Genomic DNA, 15,783 nt, shown 5'->3' on the forward strand with positions numbered 1-15,783 from the left:
AGCGCCACCGGGCACGCGATTACTCTGCCGCGCTCTCTTTCACACGCTTGAAGTTCACATCCATCTGCGGGTACGGGAAGCTGATACCGTTGGCGTCAAACTCGCGTTTAATACGCTCCAGTACGTCCCAGTAAACGCTTTGCAGATCGCTACTGTTGCTCCAGACGCGTACCACAAAATTAATCGAGGAAGCGCCCAGCTCATTCAGGCGCACCGTCATTTCACGATCTTTAAGGATACGCTCGTCAGACTGAATGATATCGGTGAGGATTTTTTTCACCTGATCGATATCGGAGTCGTAAGCCACGCCGATGATAAATTCGTTACGACGAACCGGCTCACGAGAGAAGTTAATGATGTTCCCGGCAATGATTTTACCGTTTGGGATCACCACAATCTTACCGTCTACGGTACGCATAGTCGTGGAGAAAATCTGCACGTTGAGTACGGTTCCCGCTACGCCTCCGAGGTCTACATACTCACCTGCGCGGAACGGACGGAACATCACCAGCAGCACGCCAGCGGCGAGGTTGGACAGCGAACCTTGCAGTGCCAGACCAACGGCTAAACCTGCGGCACCGAGAACGGCAATCACAGAAGCGGTTTGTACCCCAACGCGGCCCAGAGCGGCAATCAGCGTGAACGCGATAATACCGTAACGCACCAGTGCAGAGAGGAAGTCAGCAACGGTTGCATCAATTTTACGTGCCACCATCAGGCGGTTAACGGTGTTTGATACGATGCGCGCCACAATCATACCGATAATGACAATGGCGATGGCCGCAACGATGTTGACGGCATAGCTTAACAGCAGCTCCTGATTGCGGACCAGCCAGGTGCCCGCACCATTTATGCTGTCGACAACATTCAAATCTTCCATTCAATATTCCTTTTTTGCTTACCCAAATGGGAAAAATAAAGCCGTCCCAACGGGACTGGCAATCTGACAAGGGTAAACAATAAACCTGGATTTTGCCAAACAGATCACAGAATTCTCTGCCAGCAGCATATTGAAATGGCAATAAAAAAGGCCCGCATTTGCGGGCCTCATGTCACGTAGAACGGCGTAAATTACAGAACGTCAACCGCGTTCAGTTCTTTGAAAGCCTGTTCCAGACGGGTGATCATGGTTGCCTGACCAGCACGCAGCCATACGCGCGGATCGTAGTATTTCTTGTTCGGCTGATCTTCGCCTTTCGGGTTGCCCAGCTGGCCCTGCAGGTAAGCTTCGTTCGCTTTGTAGTAGTTCAGAACGCCTTCCCAGGTAGCCCATTGGGTATCGGTGTCGATGTTCATTTTCACTACGCCGTAGCTTACGGAGTCTTTGATTTCCTGAGCAGTAGAACCGGAACCGCCGTGGAAGACGAAGTTCAGGCTGTTGTGCGGCAGGTTATGTTTCTTAGAAACATAGTCCTGAGAGTCGCGCAGGATGGTCGGGGTCAGAACAACGTTACCCGGCTTGTAAACGCCGTGAACGTTACCGAAGGAAGCTGCGATGGTGAAACGCGGGCTGATTTTGCTCAGCTCGGTGTATGCGTAATCAACGTCTTCCGGCTGGGTGTACAGTGCAGAAGCGTCCATGTGGCTGTTGTCCACGCCGTCTTCTTCGCCACCGGTGCAACCCAGTTCGATTTCCAGGGTCATGCCCATTTTGGACATGCGCGCCAGGTATTTGGAGCAGATTTCGATGTTCTCTTCCAGAGACTCTTCAGACAGGTCGATCATGTGAGAAGAGAACAGCGGTTTGCCGGTTGCTGCGAAGTGTTTTTCACCCGCGTCCAGCAGACCGTCGATCCACGGCAGCAGTTTCTTCGCGCAGTGGTCAGTGTGCAGGATAACCGGAACACCGTAGTGTTCAGCCATCTGGTGAACGTGATGCGCGCCAGAGATAGCACCAAGGATTGCAGCGCCCTGAGGAACGTCGGACTTCACGCCTTTACCCGCGATGAAAGAAGCACCACCGTTGGAGAACTGTACGATTACCGGCGCTTTAACTTTTGCAGCGGTTTCCAGAACGGCGTTGATGGAGTCGGTACCAACGCAGTTAACAGCTGGCAGAGCAAAGTTGTTTTCTTTAGCTACCTGGAAAACTTTCTGTACGTCATCACCAGTGATTACGCCTGGTTTTACGAAATCAAAAATTTTAGACATATTACGAATCCTGTATCTTCGGCCGTTGTACACATCATCCTTCAAGCCGCCTCATCGTTGGCTGCCCTCGCTCGCCCCGGTTACTTACGTAAGTAAGCTCCCGGGAACTCACTCTGTTGCCGCCTTGATGCAACTCGAATGATTTTGTGTAAAGAATTGAAGCGTGCTCTAAAGCGCGCTAATAATTGGGCAGGTTTCCCTGCCCATTAGATTCTTACTTTTTAGCACGCTCTTCGAGCATAGCTACTGCTGGCAGTACTTTACCTTCCACGAATTCGAGGAATGCGCCGCCGCCAGTAGAGATGTAGGAGATTTTGTCAGCAATGCCGAACAGGTCGATTGCTGCCAGGGTGTCACCGCCGCCTGCGATAGAGAACGCTTCGCTGTCTGCGATAGCGTTAGCAACGATTTCAGTACCTTTGCGGAAGTTCGGGAACTCGAACACGCCAACCGGGCCGTTCCACAGAATGGTTTTCGCATTCTTCAGGATGTCAGCCAGCTGCTGTGCAGAAGCGTCGCCGATGTCCAGGATCTGCTCGTCTTCTTTCACATCGCTAACGGACTTCAGAGTAGCCGGTGCAGTTTCAGAGAATTCAGTCGCTACGCGAACGTCGGTCGGGACCGGGATGTCACAAGTGGTCAGCAGACGCTTAGCTTCGTCAACCAGGTCAGCTTCGTACAGGGATTTACCCACGTTGTGGCCTTGAGCGGCAACGAAGGTGTTCGCGATACCACCGCCAACGATCAGCTGGTCAGCGATTTTTGACAGAGAATCCAGAACGGTCAGTTTGGTGGAAACTTTAGAACCGCCAACGATAGCAACCATCGGACGAGCAGGTTCTTTCAGTGCTTTACCCAGCGCATCCAGCTCAGCAGCCAGCAGCGGGCCTGCGCAAGCTACATCAGCGAATTTACCGATACCGTGAGTAGAAGCCTGTGCACGGTGAGCTGTACCGAAAGCGTCCATTACGAATACGTCGCACAGCGCAGCATATTTTTTGGACAGTGCTTCGTCGTCTTTCTTCTCGCCTTTGTTGAAGCGAACGTTTTCCAGAACTACCAGTTCACCGGCAGCGACTTCAACGCCGTCCAGGTAATCTTTTACCAGGCGAACCGGAGCAGACAGTTTGTCTTTCAGGTAGTTAACAACCGGCAGCAGAGAGAATTCTTCGTTGTACTCGCCTTCGGTAGGACGACCCAGGTGGGAAGTTACCATCACTTTCGCACCCTGTTTCAGGGCCAGTTCGATGGTCGGCAGAGAAGCACGGATACGCGCATCGCTGGTTACTTTCCCTTCTTTAACTGGTACGTTCAGGTCCGCACGGATAAAAACGCGTTTACCAGCCAGATCCAGATCGGTCATCTTAATTACAGACATGGTGAATCCTCTCGTTGATTCATAAAGTTTTGTCGACGCTCAAGCGTCGAGCCTGAAACCAATAGCAGCCATCGCTAACGTAGTGTCGAGCATACGGTTAGCAAAGCCCCATTCATTATCACACCAGACCAGCGTTTTGATCAGGTGAGCGCCACTCACACGCGTTTGCGTACCATCAACGATGGCGCTGTGCGGGTCGTGGTTAAAATCTACAGAGACCAACGGTAATTCCGTATAGTCAACTATACCATGAAATGCACCTTGTGCTGCTTTTTGCAGCAACTGGTTGACTTCACTGGCTTTTACTGGTTTTTTCACCGTCACGCTTAAGTCGATCGCCGTCACATTTATGGTCGGTACACGCACCGCTATCGCTTCAAAACGATCGTTAAACTGCGGGAAAATTCGCGTGATGCCCGCCGCCAGTTTGGTATCAACCGGAATAATCGACTGGCTGGCCGCTCGCGTGCGACGCAGGTCAGGATGATAAGCATCAATAACCTGCTGATCGTGCATCGCAGAGTGGATCGTGGTGACGGTACCAGACTCAATGCCGTAAGCATCATCCAGCAATTTAATGACGGGTATTATGCAATTCGTGGTGCAGGAAGCGTTGGAAACGATCCGGTGCTCAGCGCGCAGCTGATCCTGATTAACGCCATACACTACGGTTGCGTCGATGTCGTGACTACCAGGATGTGAAAAGAGCACTTTTTTTGCACCAGCGGCAATATGCGCCTCGCCGTGTTCGCGATTGCCGAAGACCCCCGTACAATCCAGCACGATGTCGACACCCAGTTCGCGCCATGGAAGTGCATCGAGTGTTCGCTCATGCAGAATGCGGATAGCGTCATCGCCAACGATGAGCTGGTCACGTTCCTGACGAACATCCCAGGCAAAACGTCCATGGCTGGTGTCATATTTCAACAAATGCGCCATGCCTGCAGCATCCGCAAGTTCGTTGATTGCCACCACGGTGATTTCCGCCCGACGCCCGGATTCATACAAAGCACGAACCACGTTGCGTCCGATGCGACCGAAACCATTAATCGCTACGCGTACGGTCATAGGTCTCCTGCAAGGATTTCTCAGAAACGATGTGGCAGACAGAGTAATGCAGCAAATCGCTCAGGGAAACCTTACCTGTCGCAAACTGCGACTAATTGGTTAATTGTCGAACATTTAATCGACTGAAACGCTTCAGCTAGAATAAGCGAAACGCGGAATAAAAGGAATGATTGTCCAGCAACAGAACACAGTTATCTGACTTGCGTCACATTTTAACGCCCTTCAACGCTAAATTTATTCCATATTCCAGAATGACGAATAACCGTAGCAAAATTATTTCGTTGTCGTGTTACACACCCTGATTTAAATCAGAAAGCCCCCTAACCTACATCTAATCACCAGCGCGAGGTCCGAGTCCCGGAGCCCTTCAACGATGCCGCAGACGGTCTGGATAGCAGACTGCGCCGTGCGATTGCGCAACGCGCGGCGCGTTCCGGAAAAGCAAAAAAAAACGGGTCGCCTGAGCGACCCGTTTTCACCTGTAATCGAAATTACAGCAGTTCTTTTGCTTTCGCGACAACGTTGTCTACGGTGAAGCCGAACTCTTCAAACAGCAACTCTGCCGGAGCAGACTCACCAAAGGTGGTCATACCGACGATTGCGCCGTTCAGGCCCACGTATTTGAACCAGTAGTCAGCGATACCTGCTTCCACTGCAACGCGAGCGGAAACCGCTTTCGGCAGCACAGACTCACGGTAAGCGGCATCCTGTTTGTCGAACGCGTCGGTAGACGGCATGGAAACCACGCGAGCCTTCACGCCTTCGGCAGTCAGTTTGTCCCACGCAGCCACAGCCAGCTCAACTTCAGAACCGGTAGCGATGAAGATCAGTTCCGGCTGACCGTCGCAGTCTTTCAGCACGTAACCACCGCGAGCGATGTTTGCCAGCTGCTCTTCGGTACGCTCCTGCTGTGCCAGGTTCTGGCGGGAGAGGATCAGCGCGGTCGGGCCGTCCTGACGCTCAACGCCGTATTTCCACGCAACGGCGGATTCAACCTGGTCACACGGACGCCATGTGCTCATGTTCGGGGTCACACGCAGAGAAGCAACCTGCTCTACCGGCTGGTGAGTCGGGCCGTCTTCGCCCAGACCGATGGAGTCGTGGGTGTAGACCATGACCTGACGCTGTTTCATCAGCGCAGCCATACGCACCGCGTTACGGGCATATTCCACGAACATCAGGAAGGTGGAGGTGTACGGCAGGAAACCACCGTGCAGGGAGATACCGTTTGCGATAGCGGTCATACCGAATTCACGCACACCGTAATGGATGTAGTTACCGGCAGTATCTTCGTTAATCGCTTTCGAACCAGACCACAGCGTCAGGTTAGATGGTGCCAGGTCAGCGGAGCCGCCGAGGAATTCAGGCAGCAGAGGACCGAAGGCTTCAATCGCGTTCTGAGAAGCTTTACGGCTGGCGATTTTCGCCGGATTAGCCTGCAGCTTAGCAATGAACTCGTTCGCTTTTGCGTCGAAGTCAGACGGCATTTCACCTTTCATACGACGGGTGAATTCAGCCGCTTCCTGCGGGAAGGCCTTCGCATAAGCAGCGAACTTCTCGTTCCATGCAGCTTCTTTTGCCTGACCGGCTTCTTTCGCATCCCACTGCGCGTAGATTTCAGACGGGATTTCGAACGGTGCGTATTTCCAGCCCAGCTGTTCACGGGTCAGTGCGATTTCTGCATCGCCCAGCGGTGCACCGTGAGAGTCGTGAGTACCCGCTTTGTTCGGAGAACCGAAACCGATGATGGTTTTGCACATCAGCAGGGACGGTTTGTCGGTCACTGCGCGTGCTTCTTCTACTGCACGTTTAATGGCGTCAGCATCGTGGCCATCAACGCCACGAACCACATGCCAGCCGTAAGCTTCAAAACGCTTCGCGGTGTCATCGGTGAACCAGCCTTCAACGTGGCCATCGATAGAGATGCCGTTGTCATCGTAGAACGCAACCAGTTTACCCAGCTTCAGCGTACCAGCCAGGGAACATACCTCGTGAGAGATACCTTCCATCATGCAGCCGTCGCCCATGAAAGCATAGGTGAAGTGGTCAACGATGTCGTGACCTGGACGGTTAAACTGCGCCGCCAGCGTTTTTTCAGCGATAGCCATACCCACTGCATTCGCAATGCCCTGACCCAGAGGACCTGTAGTGGTTTCAACACCCGCGGTGTAACCCACTTCCGGGTGACCCGGAGTTTTGGAGTGCAGCTGACGGAAGTTCTGCAGCTCGGACATCGGCAGATCGTAGCCGGTGAGGTGCAGCAGGCTATAAATCAGCATGGAGCCGTGGCCGTTGGACAGCACGAAGCGGTCGCGGTCAGCCCAGGACGGGTTAGTCGGGTTGTGGTTCAGGAAATCACGCCACAGGACTTCGGCAATGTCAGCCATACCCATCGGGGCACCCGGGTGACCGGATTTGGCTTTCTGTACTGCGTCCATGCTCAGCGCACGAATAGCATTGGCAAGCTCTTTACGTGAGGACATTTTGACTCCAGATCGGATAATGAAGGCCACGCCCTAAACGACTTGACGACAGCGCGTTTTGGGCTACGCCGGAAAAAAGTGCCAACAATGTAACCCAAGCCGCGTGTCATGTACATGGAGCATCCTTTTACCGCTTCAGAAATCTCTGGATCATGCGCGCAAGTTGCGCAATCTTCTCGCCCGCGTATTGTTCTTTTCTTTATACTTAGGCCGAACGTCGGTTCACCTGCAAACGACGTAATTTTTAGAATAATCCTGACTTTGTGCGGAAGAGAAAAAATGAAAATTCGCGCTTTACTGCTTGCTACGAGCATGGCTGCGGCATTGACCGGCTGCCAGAACATGGACTCCAACGGACTGCTTTCTTCTGGCGCGGAGGCTTTTCAGGCCTACAGTCTGAGCGATGCTCAGGTAAAAGCGCTGAGCGATCAGGCCTGTAAAGATATGGACAGCAAGGCTACTATCGCTCCGGCCAGCAGCGAGTACGCAACGCGTCTTGGCAAAATCGCCGCCGCGCTTGGCGATAACATAAACGGCCAGCCGGTGAACTACAAAGTCTATATGGCGAAAGATGTGAATGCCTTTGCCATGGCAAACGGCTGTATCCGCGTGTACAGCGGCCTGATGGATATGATGACCGACAACGAAGTCGAAGCGGTGATCGGCCATGAAATGGGCCACGTCGCGCTGGGTCACGTGAAAAAAGGTATGCAGGTTGCGCTGGGTACTAACGCCGTACGTGCAGCGGCGGCATCCGCTGGCGGCATTGTCGGCAGCCTGTCGCAGTCGCAATTGGGCGATCTTGGCGAGAAACTGGTGAACTCGCAGTTCTCCCAGCGTCAGGAATCCGAGGCGGATGATTACTCGTATGATTTGTTGCGCAAACGCGGGATCAATCCGGCAGGTTTAGCCACCAGCTTTGAGAAACTGGCCAAACTGGAAGCTGGACGTCAAAGCTCAATGTTTGACGATCACCCGGCATCCGCAGAACGTGCGCAACATATTCGCGATCGCATGAGCGCAGACGGGATCAAATAACCGTTAATCGTGCCGGATGCGGCGTGAACGCCTTATCCGGCCTACAAACATCAACCAGCTGTAGGCCGGATAAGCGTTAGCGCCATCCGGCAAAACAACTTATTCGCCTTTTTTCGCTGCCTGGATGTACAGCATTTCCAGAGCCAGCGTAGCCGCTGCCAGCGCGGTGATCTCTGACTGATCGTAAGCCGGAGCCACTTCAACAACGTCCATCCCGACGATGTTCAGATCTTTCAGACCACGTACCAGCTTGATCGCGCGATCGGAAGTCAGACCGCCAATCACTGGCGTACCGGTACCCGGCGCAAACGCTGGATCCAGACAGTCGATATCAAAGGTCAGATACACCGGCATATCACCGACAATCTGCTTAACCTGGGCGATGATGTCATCTACGCTGCGATCGTTCACCTGGCAGGCATCCAGCACGGTAAAGCCGTTGTCTTTGTCGAATTCGGTACGAATACCAATCTGCACAGAGTGATTCGGATCGATCAGCCCTTCGTTCGGCGCAGTGTAGAACATGGTGCCGTGGTCGAATTCGCAGCCGTTCGCGTAGGTATCTGTGTGGGCATCAAAGTGCACCAGCGCCATTTTACCAAAGTGTTTAGCGTGCGCGCGCAGCAGCGGCAACGTGACGAAGTGGTCGCCGCCAAAGGAGAGCATACGCTTACCGGCAGAAAGCAGCTTCTCAGCATGCGCCTGCAGTTTTTCACTCATTTCTCGCGCATCACCGAAGGCATAAACCAGATCGCCGCAGTCCACCACGTTCAGGCGCTCGCGCATATCGAAGTTCCACGGGAAGCGGTTGTGTTCCCACGCCAGGTTAGTGGAAACCTGACGGATTGCCGCCGGACCATGACGCCCGCCCGCGCGGCCAGACGTTGCCATATCAAACGGTACGCCGGTGATCACCCAATCGGCGTCGCTTTCGTATGGCATGAAGTTCATCGGCAGACGTAAAAAACCAAAGGCGTTAGAAACCAGGGAGTTGTCGTATTGATGACCTAAGGTGCTCATGTACTGACCTCTTTAAAAATCGATGAAAAAAAATCCCCTCCGCGTCGTTAAGCCCGACGAGGAAGGGATTGATTTGGTAGCTGCATATTTACGGCAAATTATCGCCGTTATTTTGTACGGATTCAAGTAAGTGCCACAAATGCGGCTTCGCCTTATCCGGCCTACTTTCGTAGGCCCGGTAAGCGTAGCGCCAGCAGGCATTTATCGTTACTCATCTTCCAGATAAGTATAACCGTACAGACCGGCCTCAAATTCTTCGAGGAACTGTTGCTGCAGCTCGGTATCCAGATCGGTGTTTTTCACCTGGTCACGGAACTGCGTCAGCAGGGTGTTCGGATCCAACTGCACGTACTGCAGCATATCTGCTACGGTATCCCCTTCGTCGGACAGCTCAACTTCTACGCTGCCGTCAGGGAAGACGAACACGTCAACCGCTTCGGTATCACCAAACAGGTTGTGCATGTTGCCGAGGATCTCCTGGTACGCCCCCACCATAAAGAAGCCCAGCATCGGCGGGTTCTCCGGGTCGTATTCCGGCATCGGCATGGTGGTCGCAATGCCATCACCGTCAACGTAGTGGTCGATAGCGCCATCAGAGTCACAGGTGATATCCAAAAGCACCGCACGGCGCTCAGGTACCTGATTCAACCCTTCCAGCGGCATTACCGGGAACAGCTGATCGATCCCCCACGCATCCGGCATCGACTGGAACAGCGAGAAGTTGACGTAAATCTTATCCGCCATACGCTCCTGCAGCTCGTCGATAATCGGACGGTGCGCGCGGTTGCTCGGGTCGAGTTGTTTCTGCACTTCATGGCACATGTTCAGATAGAGCTGCTCAGCCCACGCGCGCTCTTGCAGGCTAAAGGTGCCTGAAGAGTAGCCAACGTGAATATCGTGCAGATCCATCTGGCTGTCGTGCAGCCATTCACGCAGCGAACGACGGGTTCCTGGTTCATGCATTTCTTGCCAGGTTTCCCACATGCTTTGCAGAGCACGCGGCGCATCGTCAGCCGGAGGCGTTGCTTCTGTGTGTTCACTACGCTCAACGCCGATAATGTTAGATACCAGCACGGTATGGTGCGCGGTAACCGCGCGGCCAGACTCGGTGATTACCGTCGGATGAGGCAGGCCGTGTTCTTCACAGGCGTCGCCAATAGCCCAGATGATGTTGTTGGCATATTCGTTCAGGCCGTAGTTTACAGAACAGTCAGACTGCGAACGGGTACCTTCGTAATCCACGCCCAGACCACCGCCCACGTCGAAGCACTGGATATTGACGCCAAGCTTGTGCAGCTCAACGTAGAAACGCGCCGATTCACGTACGCCGGTGGCGATATCACGAATATTCGCCATCTGCGAGCCAAGGTGGAAGTGCAGCAACTGAATGCTGTCCAGACGACCGCGCTCGCGCAGAATTTCGACCAGTTGCAGCACCTGGTTTGCCGCCAGGCCGAATTTCGATTTTTCCCCGCCGGAGGACTGCCACTTGCCAGAGCCCTGCGACGCCAGACGCGCACGCACGCCCAGACGCGGAACGACATTCAGGCGTTCAGCTTCATCCAGCACAATAGCGATTTCAGACATCTTCTCGATGACCAGATAGACCTTATGGCCCATCTTCTCGCCAATCAGCGCCAGACGGATATATTCGCGGTCTTTATAACCGTTACACACGATCACGCTACGGGTCATTCCGGCATGGGCCAGAACGGCCATCAGTTCAGCTTTGGAACCCGCTTCCAGCCCCAGCGGTTCGCCAGAGTGGATCAGCGATTCAATCACGCGACGGTGCTGGTTGACCTTGATCGGGTAAACGAGAAAATAGTCACCGTTGTAACCGTAAGATTCACGGGCACGTTTAAACGCGGCGTTAATCGAACGCAGACGGTGTTGCAGGATCTGCGGGAAGCAGAACAATGCAGGCAAACGCTGGCCCTGCGCTTCACGGGCTTTCACCAACTCAGCAAGGTCAACGCGCGCTTCGGGTACGTCCGGATCCGGGCACACGCTGATGTGACCCAGTTCATTGACGTCGTAGTAGTTATTACCCCACCAGGCAATATTGTAAGTACGCAGCATCTTGCTGGCTTCCTGGGAACTCATTGCAACCTCCTGCATGGAGCGTAGTACACCGTGTTCGCCTGCTGACGAAGGCGAACCCAAAGAAATGTCGTCAGACATAGCGAACCTCAAATTTTATTAACAAGTGTAAAACAGTTGACTACTATCGCAATCCGAAGACGCGATAACAACCCAAATACAGGCAGAATTTGCAGCAGATAGTGCTGACGCTCCGACTGTGCGACCGGTTTCTTTTTCATATCAATGTAAACACGTAACCGAACTTAATGCTGACGGTTCGGCGAAACCACGAGAAAACTCTTGTTTACCAAGAGCGCCCTTGTTCAGTTCTTAGTGACCGTTACCGGCTCTTCAGTCCTGAGATACGCCGAGATGGGTATACACTTCATCCTTCATGCAGCCTCTTTGTTGGCTACGCTCATTCGCCCCAGTCACGTACTACTCGTACGTTCAGGGGACTCATTCACTTGCCGCCTCGACGCAGCATAAATGATTTTGTGTATATAACATCGACAGGTATGCAAAGCAGAGATGCAGATTGCGGGGGACATATGTACACCAGGACGGTGCGACAGATTCAGCAGAATACAACGGTTCATTATCTCGTATCACCTCCACGGTTGCTCCTTACGGAACGAACCCACAAGCCAAAGTGTTAACCCGGCTGGAAGTGGCAACACGATGAAAATGTCGTGTGCTTTTGTATGAGCCGCGCGCCGCGTTTTATACCGATAAGAAAGTCAAAAAGCAAAAGATAAATATGCACATTGCCAGCACCGTCAGGAAAAATTTCCAGTTACATTTTCAGTACAATGCGACCTCAATCAAAAAAAGCTGGAAATCAGGCGAAGAACTGTCCTAAAATAGCCGTCCAGATGTTAATCCATCTATACCGATTAACACTCAGACTGCCAGTGTCCGTCATCTGCAGACTCATGGTAGAATCTTCTACACATGGCTATTCCACTCGACAGTTTGAGCTAACCAAATTCTCCTTAGGTGAAATTAAATATGGCAAAACACCTTTTTACGTCCGAGTCCGTATCAGAAGGGCATCCTGACAAAATCGCTGACCAAATCTCTGATGCTGTGCTGGATGCAATCCTGGAACAGGATCCAAAAGCACGCGTTGCCTGCGAAACCTACGTCAAAACCGGTATGGTTTTAGTTGGCGGTGAGATCACCACCAGCGCATGGGTTGATATCGAAGAGATCACCCGTAACACGGTTCGCGAAATTGGCTATGTGCATTCCGACATGGGCTTTGACGCCAACTCTTGCGCGGTACTGAGCGCGATTGGTAAACAGTCTCCGGACATCAACCAGGGTGTTGACCGTGCCGATCCGCTGGAACAGGGCGCAGGCGACCAGGGCCTGATGTTTGGTTATGCAACCAACGAAACCGACGTGCTGATGCCAGCACCTATTACCTATGCTCACCGTCTGGTGCAGCGTCAGGCTGAAGTGCGTAAAAACGGCACCTTATCCTGGCTGCGTCCGGATGCAAAAAGCCAGGTAACTTTCCAGTATGACGACGGCAAAATCGTCGGTATTGATGCGGTTGTTCTGTCTACTCAGCACTCTGAAGATATCGACCAGAAATCGCTGCAAGAAGCCGTTATGGAAGAGATCATCAAGCCGGTACTGCCGACTGAATGGCTGACCGCTTCGACCAAATTCTTCATCAACCCAACTGGTCGTTTCGTTATCGGCGGCCCGATGGGCGACTGCGGTCTGACCGGTCGTAAAATCATCGTTGATACCTACGGCGGCATGGCGCGTCACGGCGGCGGTGCATTCTCTGGTAAAGATCCGTCTAAAGTTGACCGTTCCGCAGCCTATGCAGCCCGTTACGTAGCGAAAAACATCGTTGCCGCAGGCCTGGCTGACCGTTGTGAGATTCAGGTTTCCTACGCAATCGGCGTGGCAGAACCGACATCTATCATGGTGGAAACGTTCGGTACTGAAAAAGTGCCTTCAGAGCAGCTGACCCTTCTGGTGCGTGAGTTCTTCGACTTGCGCCCGTATGGCCTGATTCAGATGCTGGATCTGCTGCACCCGATTTACAAAGAAACCGCCGCTTACGGTCACTTTGGTCGCGAACATTTCCCATGGGAAAAAACCGACAAAGCACAGTTGCTGCGCGACGCTGCCGGTCTGAAGTAATTTAAACCAGACTTAACGCTTATGAAGACCAGCCTCGCGCTGGTCTTTTTTTATACCTATTTCCTCTCCCACATCCATCACCAAACCGCGCTGATTACTATTGCTTTAAATGAAAATGAAAGCGATTACATCACACCATATTCCCCTCTACCTTGAATTAACATCTCTTAGCCAGCACACTTGCATCACTGTTACATTATCTTTCATCATTGTCTTAAATTCAGACGACAAACATTATTTAATCCCAATAAATAATGTTAACTTTCAATGAATTAACTAATAACCCGCATGAATGACAGTGTAAGCGATTACACTAATGTGATGTGATTCGCATTTTTTTACCCCGTACTCACCTACCCTTAACATCAACAAAACTAGCTACCCAACCGGAGGGCATCATGCCTGACAATAAAAAAACGGGGCGTTCCAACAAAGCCATGACATTTTTTGTCTGCTTTCTGGCAGCCCTGGCTGGATTACTTTTTGGCCTGGATATCGGTGTTATTGCCGGTGCTTTACCGTTCATCACCGACGAGTTTCAAATTACCCCGCACACTCAGGAATGGGTGGTGAGTTCCATGATGTTTGGTGCGGCGGTAGGTGCTGTCGGCAGCGGTTGGCTCTCCTTCAAACTGGGACGCAAAAAAAGCCTGATGATCGGTGCGATCTTGTTTGTTGCGGGTTCACTGTTCTCCGCCGCTGCACCAAACGTTGAAGTCCTGCTGGTTTCCCGCGTGCTGCTCGGCCTGGCTGTAGGTGTTGCGTCTTATACCGCGCCGCTGTACCTGTCTGAAATTGCCCCGGAAAAGATTCGTGGCAGCATGATCTCCATGTATCAGCTGATGATCACCATCGGTATTTTGGGCGCGTATCTTTCCGATACAGCGTTTAGCTACAGCGGCGCATGGCGCTGGATGCTGGGTGTAATCATCATCCCTGCCCTGCTGCTGCTGGTTGGCGTTATCTTCCTGCCGGACAGCCCACGTTGGTTTGCAGCTAAACGTCGTTTTGTTGATGCCGAACGCGTCCTGTTGCGTCTGCGTGACACCAGCGCAGAAGCCAAACGCGAGCTGGATGAAATCCGTGAAAGCCTGCAGGTGAAGCAGAGTGGCTGGGCGCTGTTTAAAGAAAACAGCAACTTCCGTCGCGCAGTATTTCTTGGCGTTCTGTTGCAGGTGATGCAGCAGTTCACCGGGATGAACGTCATCATGTATTACGCACCGAAAATCTTTGAGCTGGCGGGCTACACCAACACCACCGAGCAGATGTGGGGGACTGTTATCGTCGGTCTGACCAACGTGCTGGCAACCTTTATCGCCATTGGCCTGGTTGACCGTTGGGGCCGCAAGCCTACGCTGATCCTTGGCTTTATCGTCATGGCTGTTGGTATGGGCGTGCTGGGTACAATGATGCACGTGGGTATTCACTCGGCATCCGCACAATACTTCGCAGTACTGATGCTGCTGATGTTTATCGTTGGCTTTGCCATGAGCGCTGGTCCGCTGATTTGGGTACTGTGCTCTGAAATCCAGCCGCTGAAAGGCCGCGATTTCGGCATCACCTGCTCTACTGCAACCAACTGGATTGCCAACATGATCGTCGGCGCAACCTTCCTGACGATGCTGAACTCGCTGGGCAGCGCCAACACCTTCTGGGTCTACGGCGGCCTGAACGTACTGTTCATCTTCCTGACTCTGTGGCTGATCCCTGAAACTAAAAACGTCTCTTTAGAACACATTGAGCGTAACCTGATGAAAGGTCGTAAACTGCGCGAAATTGGCGCACACGACTAATCACCAAAGGCTTCCTCCCTCAGTGGGAGGAAGCCTTCCTCTTGCAGTCCCTTCCCTGTCGCACTATCCTCTGGCGTTATGAAAACCTCCCGTCTCCCTATCGCCATCCAGCAAGCCGTTATGCGTAGCCTGCGGGAAAAACTCGCCCAGGCCAATCTCAAGCTCGAACGCCAATATCCGGAGCCAAAGCTGGTTTACCAACAGCGCGGCACCGCCGCGGGCACCGCATGGCTACAAACCTATGAAATTCGCCTTAATCCCGTCCTGCTGATGGAAAACGTCGACGCATTCATTAACGAAGTGGTGCCCCATGAACTGGCGCATTTACTGGTGTGGAAGCACTTTGGGCGCGTGCCGCCACACGGGAAAGAATGGAAATGGATGATGGAAAGCGTGCTGGGCGTACCGGCCCGGCGCACGCATCAGTTCGAACTGCAATCGGTGCAGCGCAAGACCTTTACTTACCGCTGTAAGTGTCAGGAGCACCAACTGACCGTCCGCCGCCATAACCGCGTTGTGCGCGGTGAGGCCACCTACCGCTGTGTTCACTGCGGCGAGCCACTGGTTGCAGAATAATCTTCAGAATTATCAGGAACTTTTC

At 52.8% G+C, this 15,783-nt stretch carries 12 protein-coding genes and 1 pseudogene; 4 read left to right on the forward strand and 9 right to left on the reverse strand.

Features of this window, described 5'->3' with window-relative positions:
- Positions 1-19 precede the first annotated feature (19 nt).
- The 5 genes from OGY37_RS01715 to tkt form a co-directional block, all read right to left on the reverse strand.
- On the reverse strand, positions 20-880 hold the full coding sequence (locus OGY37_RS01715; RefSeq protein WP_003825461.1) for a small-conductance mechanosensitive channel MscS: 861 nt from the start codon (positions 878-880) through the stop codon (positions 20-22).
- 191 nt (positions 881-1,071) lie between these two features.
- Positions 1,072-2,151 carry a class II fructose-bisphosphate aldolase gene (gene fbaA, locus OGY37_RS01720; RefSeq protein WP_003027029.1) on the reverse strand — a complete coding sequence of 360 codons (1,080 nt, stop codon included), beginning with the start codon at positions 2,149-2,151 and terminating at the stop codon, positions 1,072-1,074.
- A 214-nt stretch (positions 2,152-2,365) separates the two neighbouring features.
- Positions 2,366-3,529, reverse strand: a complete 1,164-nt coding sequence (gene pgk, locus OGY37_RS01725) for a phosphoglycerate kinase (protein ID WP_003027032.1) — start codon at positions 3,527-3,529, stop codon at positions 2,366-2,368.
- A 39-nt stretch (positions 3,530-3,568) separates the two neighbouring features.
- Positions 3,569-4,597 carry an erythrose-4-phosphate dehydrogenase gene (gene epd / locus OGY37_RS01730; protein WP_008785759.1) on the reverse strand — a complete coding sequence of 343 codons (1,029 nt, stop codon included), beginning with the start codon at positions 4,595-4,597 and terminating at the stop codon, positions 3,569-3,571.
- Positions 4,598-5,088: 491 nt separating this feature from the next.
- The gene (gene tkt, locus OGY37_RS01735; RefSeq protein ID WP_048215577.1) at positions 5,089-7,080 is read right to left on the reverse strand and encodes a transketolase; all 1,992 of its coding nucleotides are present in this window, start codon (positions 7,078-7,080) and stop codon (positions 5,089-5,091) included.
- 279 nt (positions 7,081-7,359) lie between these two features.
- Here tkt and loiP point away from each other — a divergent pair, with 279 nt between their 5' ends.
- Entirely contained in the window at positions 7,360-8,118 is a 759-nt protein-coding gene (gene loiP / locus OGY37_RS01740) for a metalloprotease LoiP (protein WP_003825452.1), read from the forward strand.
- A gap of 99 nt (positions 8,119-8,217) precedes the next feature.
- Here loiP and speB read toward each other — a convergent pair whose 3' ends face one another.
- The 4 genes and pseudogenes from speB to yqgG form a co-directional block, all read right to left on the reverse strand.
- Positions 8,218-9,138, reverse strand: a complete 921-nt coding sequence (gene speB, locus OGY37_RS01745; RefSeq protein ID WP_003825449.1) for an agmatinase — start codon at positions 9,136-9,138, stop codon at positions 8,218-8,220.
- 207 nt (positions 9,139-9,345) lie between these two features.
- Positions 9,346-11,322, reverse strand: a complete 1,977-nt coding sequence (gene speA / locus OGY37_RS01750; protein ID WP_071692619.1) for a biosynthetic arginine decarboxylase — start codon at positions 11,320-11,322, stop codon at positions 9,346-9,348.
- A gap of 8 nt (positions 11,323-11,330) precedes the next feature.
- Positions 11,331-11,462 carry an acid stress response protein YqgB gene (gene yqgB / locus OGY37_RS01755; protein ID WP_003027062.1) on the reverse strand — a complete coding sequence of 44 codons (132 nt, stop codon included), beginning with the start codon at positions 11,460-11,462 and terminating at the stop codon, positions 11,331-11,333.
- A gap of 258 nt (positions 11,463-11,720) precedes the next feature.
- A pseudogene (gene yqgG, locus OGY37_RS01760) lies at positions 11,721-11,822 on the reverse strand (small protein YqgG); the annotation flags it as partial.
- A 412-nt stretch (positions 11,823-12,234) separates the two neighbouring features.
- Between yqgG and metK the strand changes: the two are divergent.
- The 3 genes from metK (at position 12,235) to OGY37_RS01775 (ending at position 15,758) form a co-directional block, all read left to right on the forward strand.
- The gene (gene metK / locus OGY37_RS01765; protein WP_020996311.1) at positions 12,235-13,389 is read left to right on the forward strand and encodes a methionine adenosyltransferase; all 1,155 of its coding nucleotides are present in this window, start codon (positions 12,235-12,237) and stop codon (positions 13,387-13,389) included.
- Positions 13,390-13,787: 398 nt separating this feature from the next.
- On the forward strand, positions 13,788-15,182 hold the full coding sequence (gene galP / locus OGY37_RS01770) for a galactose/proton symporter (RefSeq protein WP_008785766.1): 1,395 nt from the start codon (positions 13,788-13,790) through the stop codon (positions 15,180-15,182).
- Between the two features lie 78 nt (positions 15,183-15,260).
- The gene (locus OGY37_RS01775; RefSeq protein WP_003825440.1) at positions 15,261-15,758 is read left to right on the forward strand and encodes a SprT family zinc-dependent metalloprotease; all 498 of its coding nucleotides are present in this window, start codon (positions 15,261-15,263) and stop codon (positions 15,756-15,758) included.
- Positions 15,759-15,783: the final 25 nt, after the last annotated feature.

Origin of the sequence: Citrobacter sp. Cpo030 (assembly GCF_030333005.1) — a bacterium.
GTDB classification, from domain to species: Bacteria; Pseudomonadota; Gammaproteobacteria; order Enterobacterales; family Enterobacteriaceae; genus Citrobacter; species Citrobacter portucalensis.

Excerpts from the sequence above, each read along its gene's own strand:
- speB (WP_003825449.1), bottom strand. The coding sequence starts at position 9,138 with ATGAGCACCTTAGGTCATCAATACGACAACTCCCTGGTTTCTAACGCC.
- OGY37_RS01775 (WP_003825440.1), top strand. The coding sequence starts at position 15,261 with ATGAAAACCTCCCGTCTCCCTATCGCCATCCAGCAAGCCGTTATGCGT.
- speA (WP_071692619.1), bottom strand. The coding sequence starts at position 11,322 with ATGTCTGACGACATTTCTTTGGGTTCGCCTTCGTCAGCAGGCGAACAC.
- OGY37_RS01715 (WP_003825461.1), bottom strand. The coding sequence starts at position 880 with ATGGAAGATTTGAATGTTGTCGACAGCATAAATGGTGCGGGCACCTGG.
- loiP (WP_003825452.1), top strand. The coding sequence starts at position 7,360 with ATGAAAATTCGCGCTTTACTGCTTGCTACGAGCATGGCTGCGGCATTG.
- galP (WP_008785766.1), top strand. The coding sequence starts at position 13,788 with ATGCCTGACAATAAAAAAACGGGGCGTTCCAACAAAGCCATGACATTT.
- fbaA (WP_003027029.1), bottom strand. The coding sequence starts at position 2,151 with ATGTCTAAAATTTTTGATTTCGTAAAACCAGGCGTAATCACTGGTGAT.
- metK (WP_020996311.1), top strand. The coding sequence starts at position 12,235 with ATGGCAAAACACCTTTTTACGTCCGAGTCCGTATCAGAAGGGCATCCT.
- yqgB (WP_003027062.1), bottom strand. The coding sequence starts at position 11,462 with ATGAAAAAGAAACCGGTCGCACAGTCGGAGCGTCAGCACTATCTGCTG.
- tkt (WP_048215577.1), bottom strand. The coding sequence starts at position 7,080 with ATGTCCTCACGTAAAGAGCTTGCCAATGCTATTCGTGCGCTGAGCATG.
- pgk (WP_003027032.1), bottom strand. The coding sequence starts at position 3,529 with ATGTCTGTAATTAAGATGACCGATCTGGATCTGGCTGGTAAACGCGTT.
- epd (WP_008785759.1), bottom strand. The coding sequence starts at position 4,597 with ATGACCGTACGCGTAGCGATTAATGGTTTCGGTCGCATCGGACGCAAC.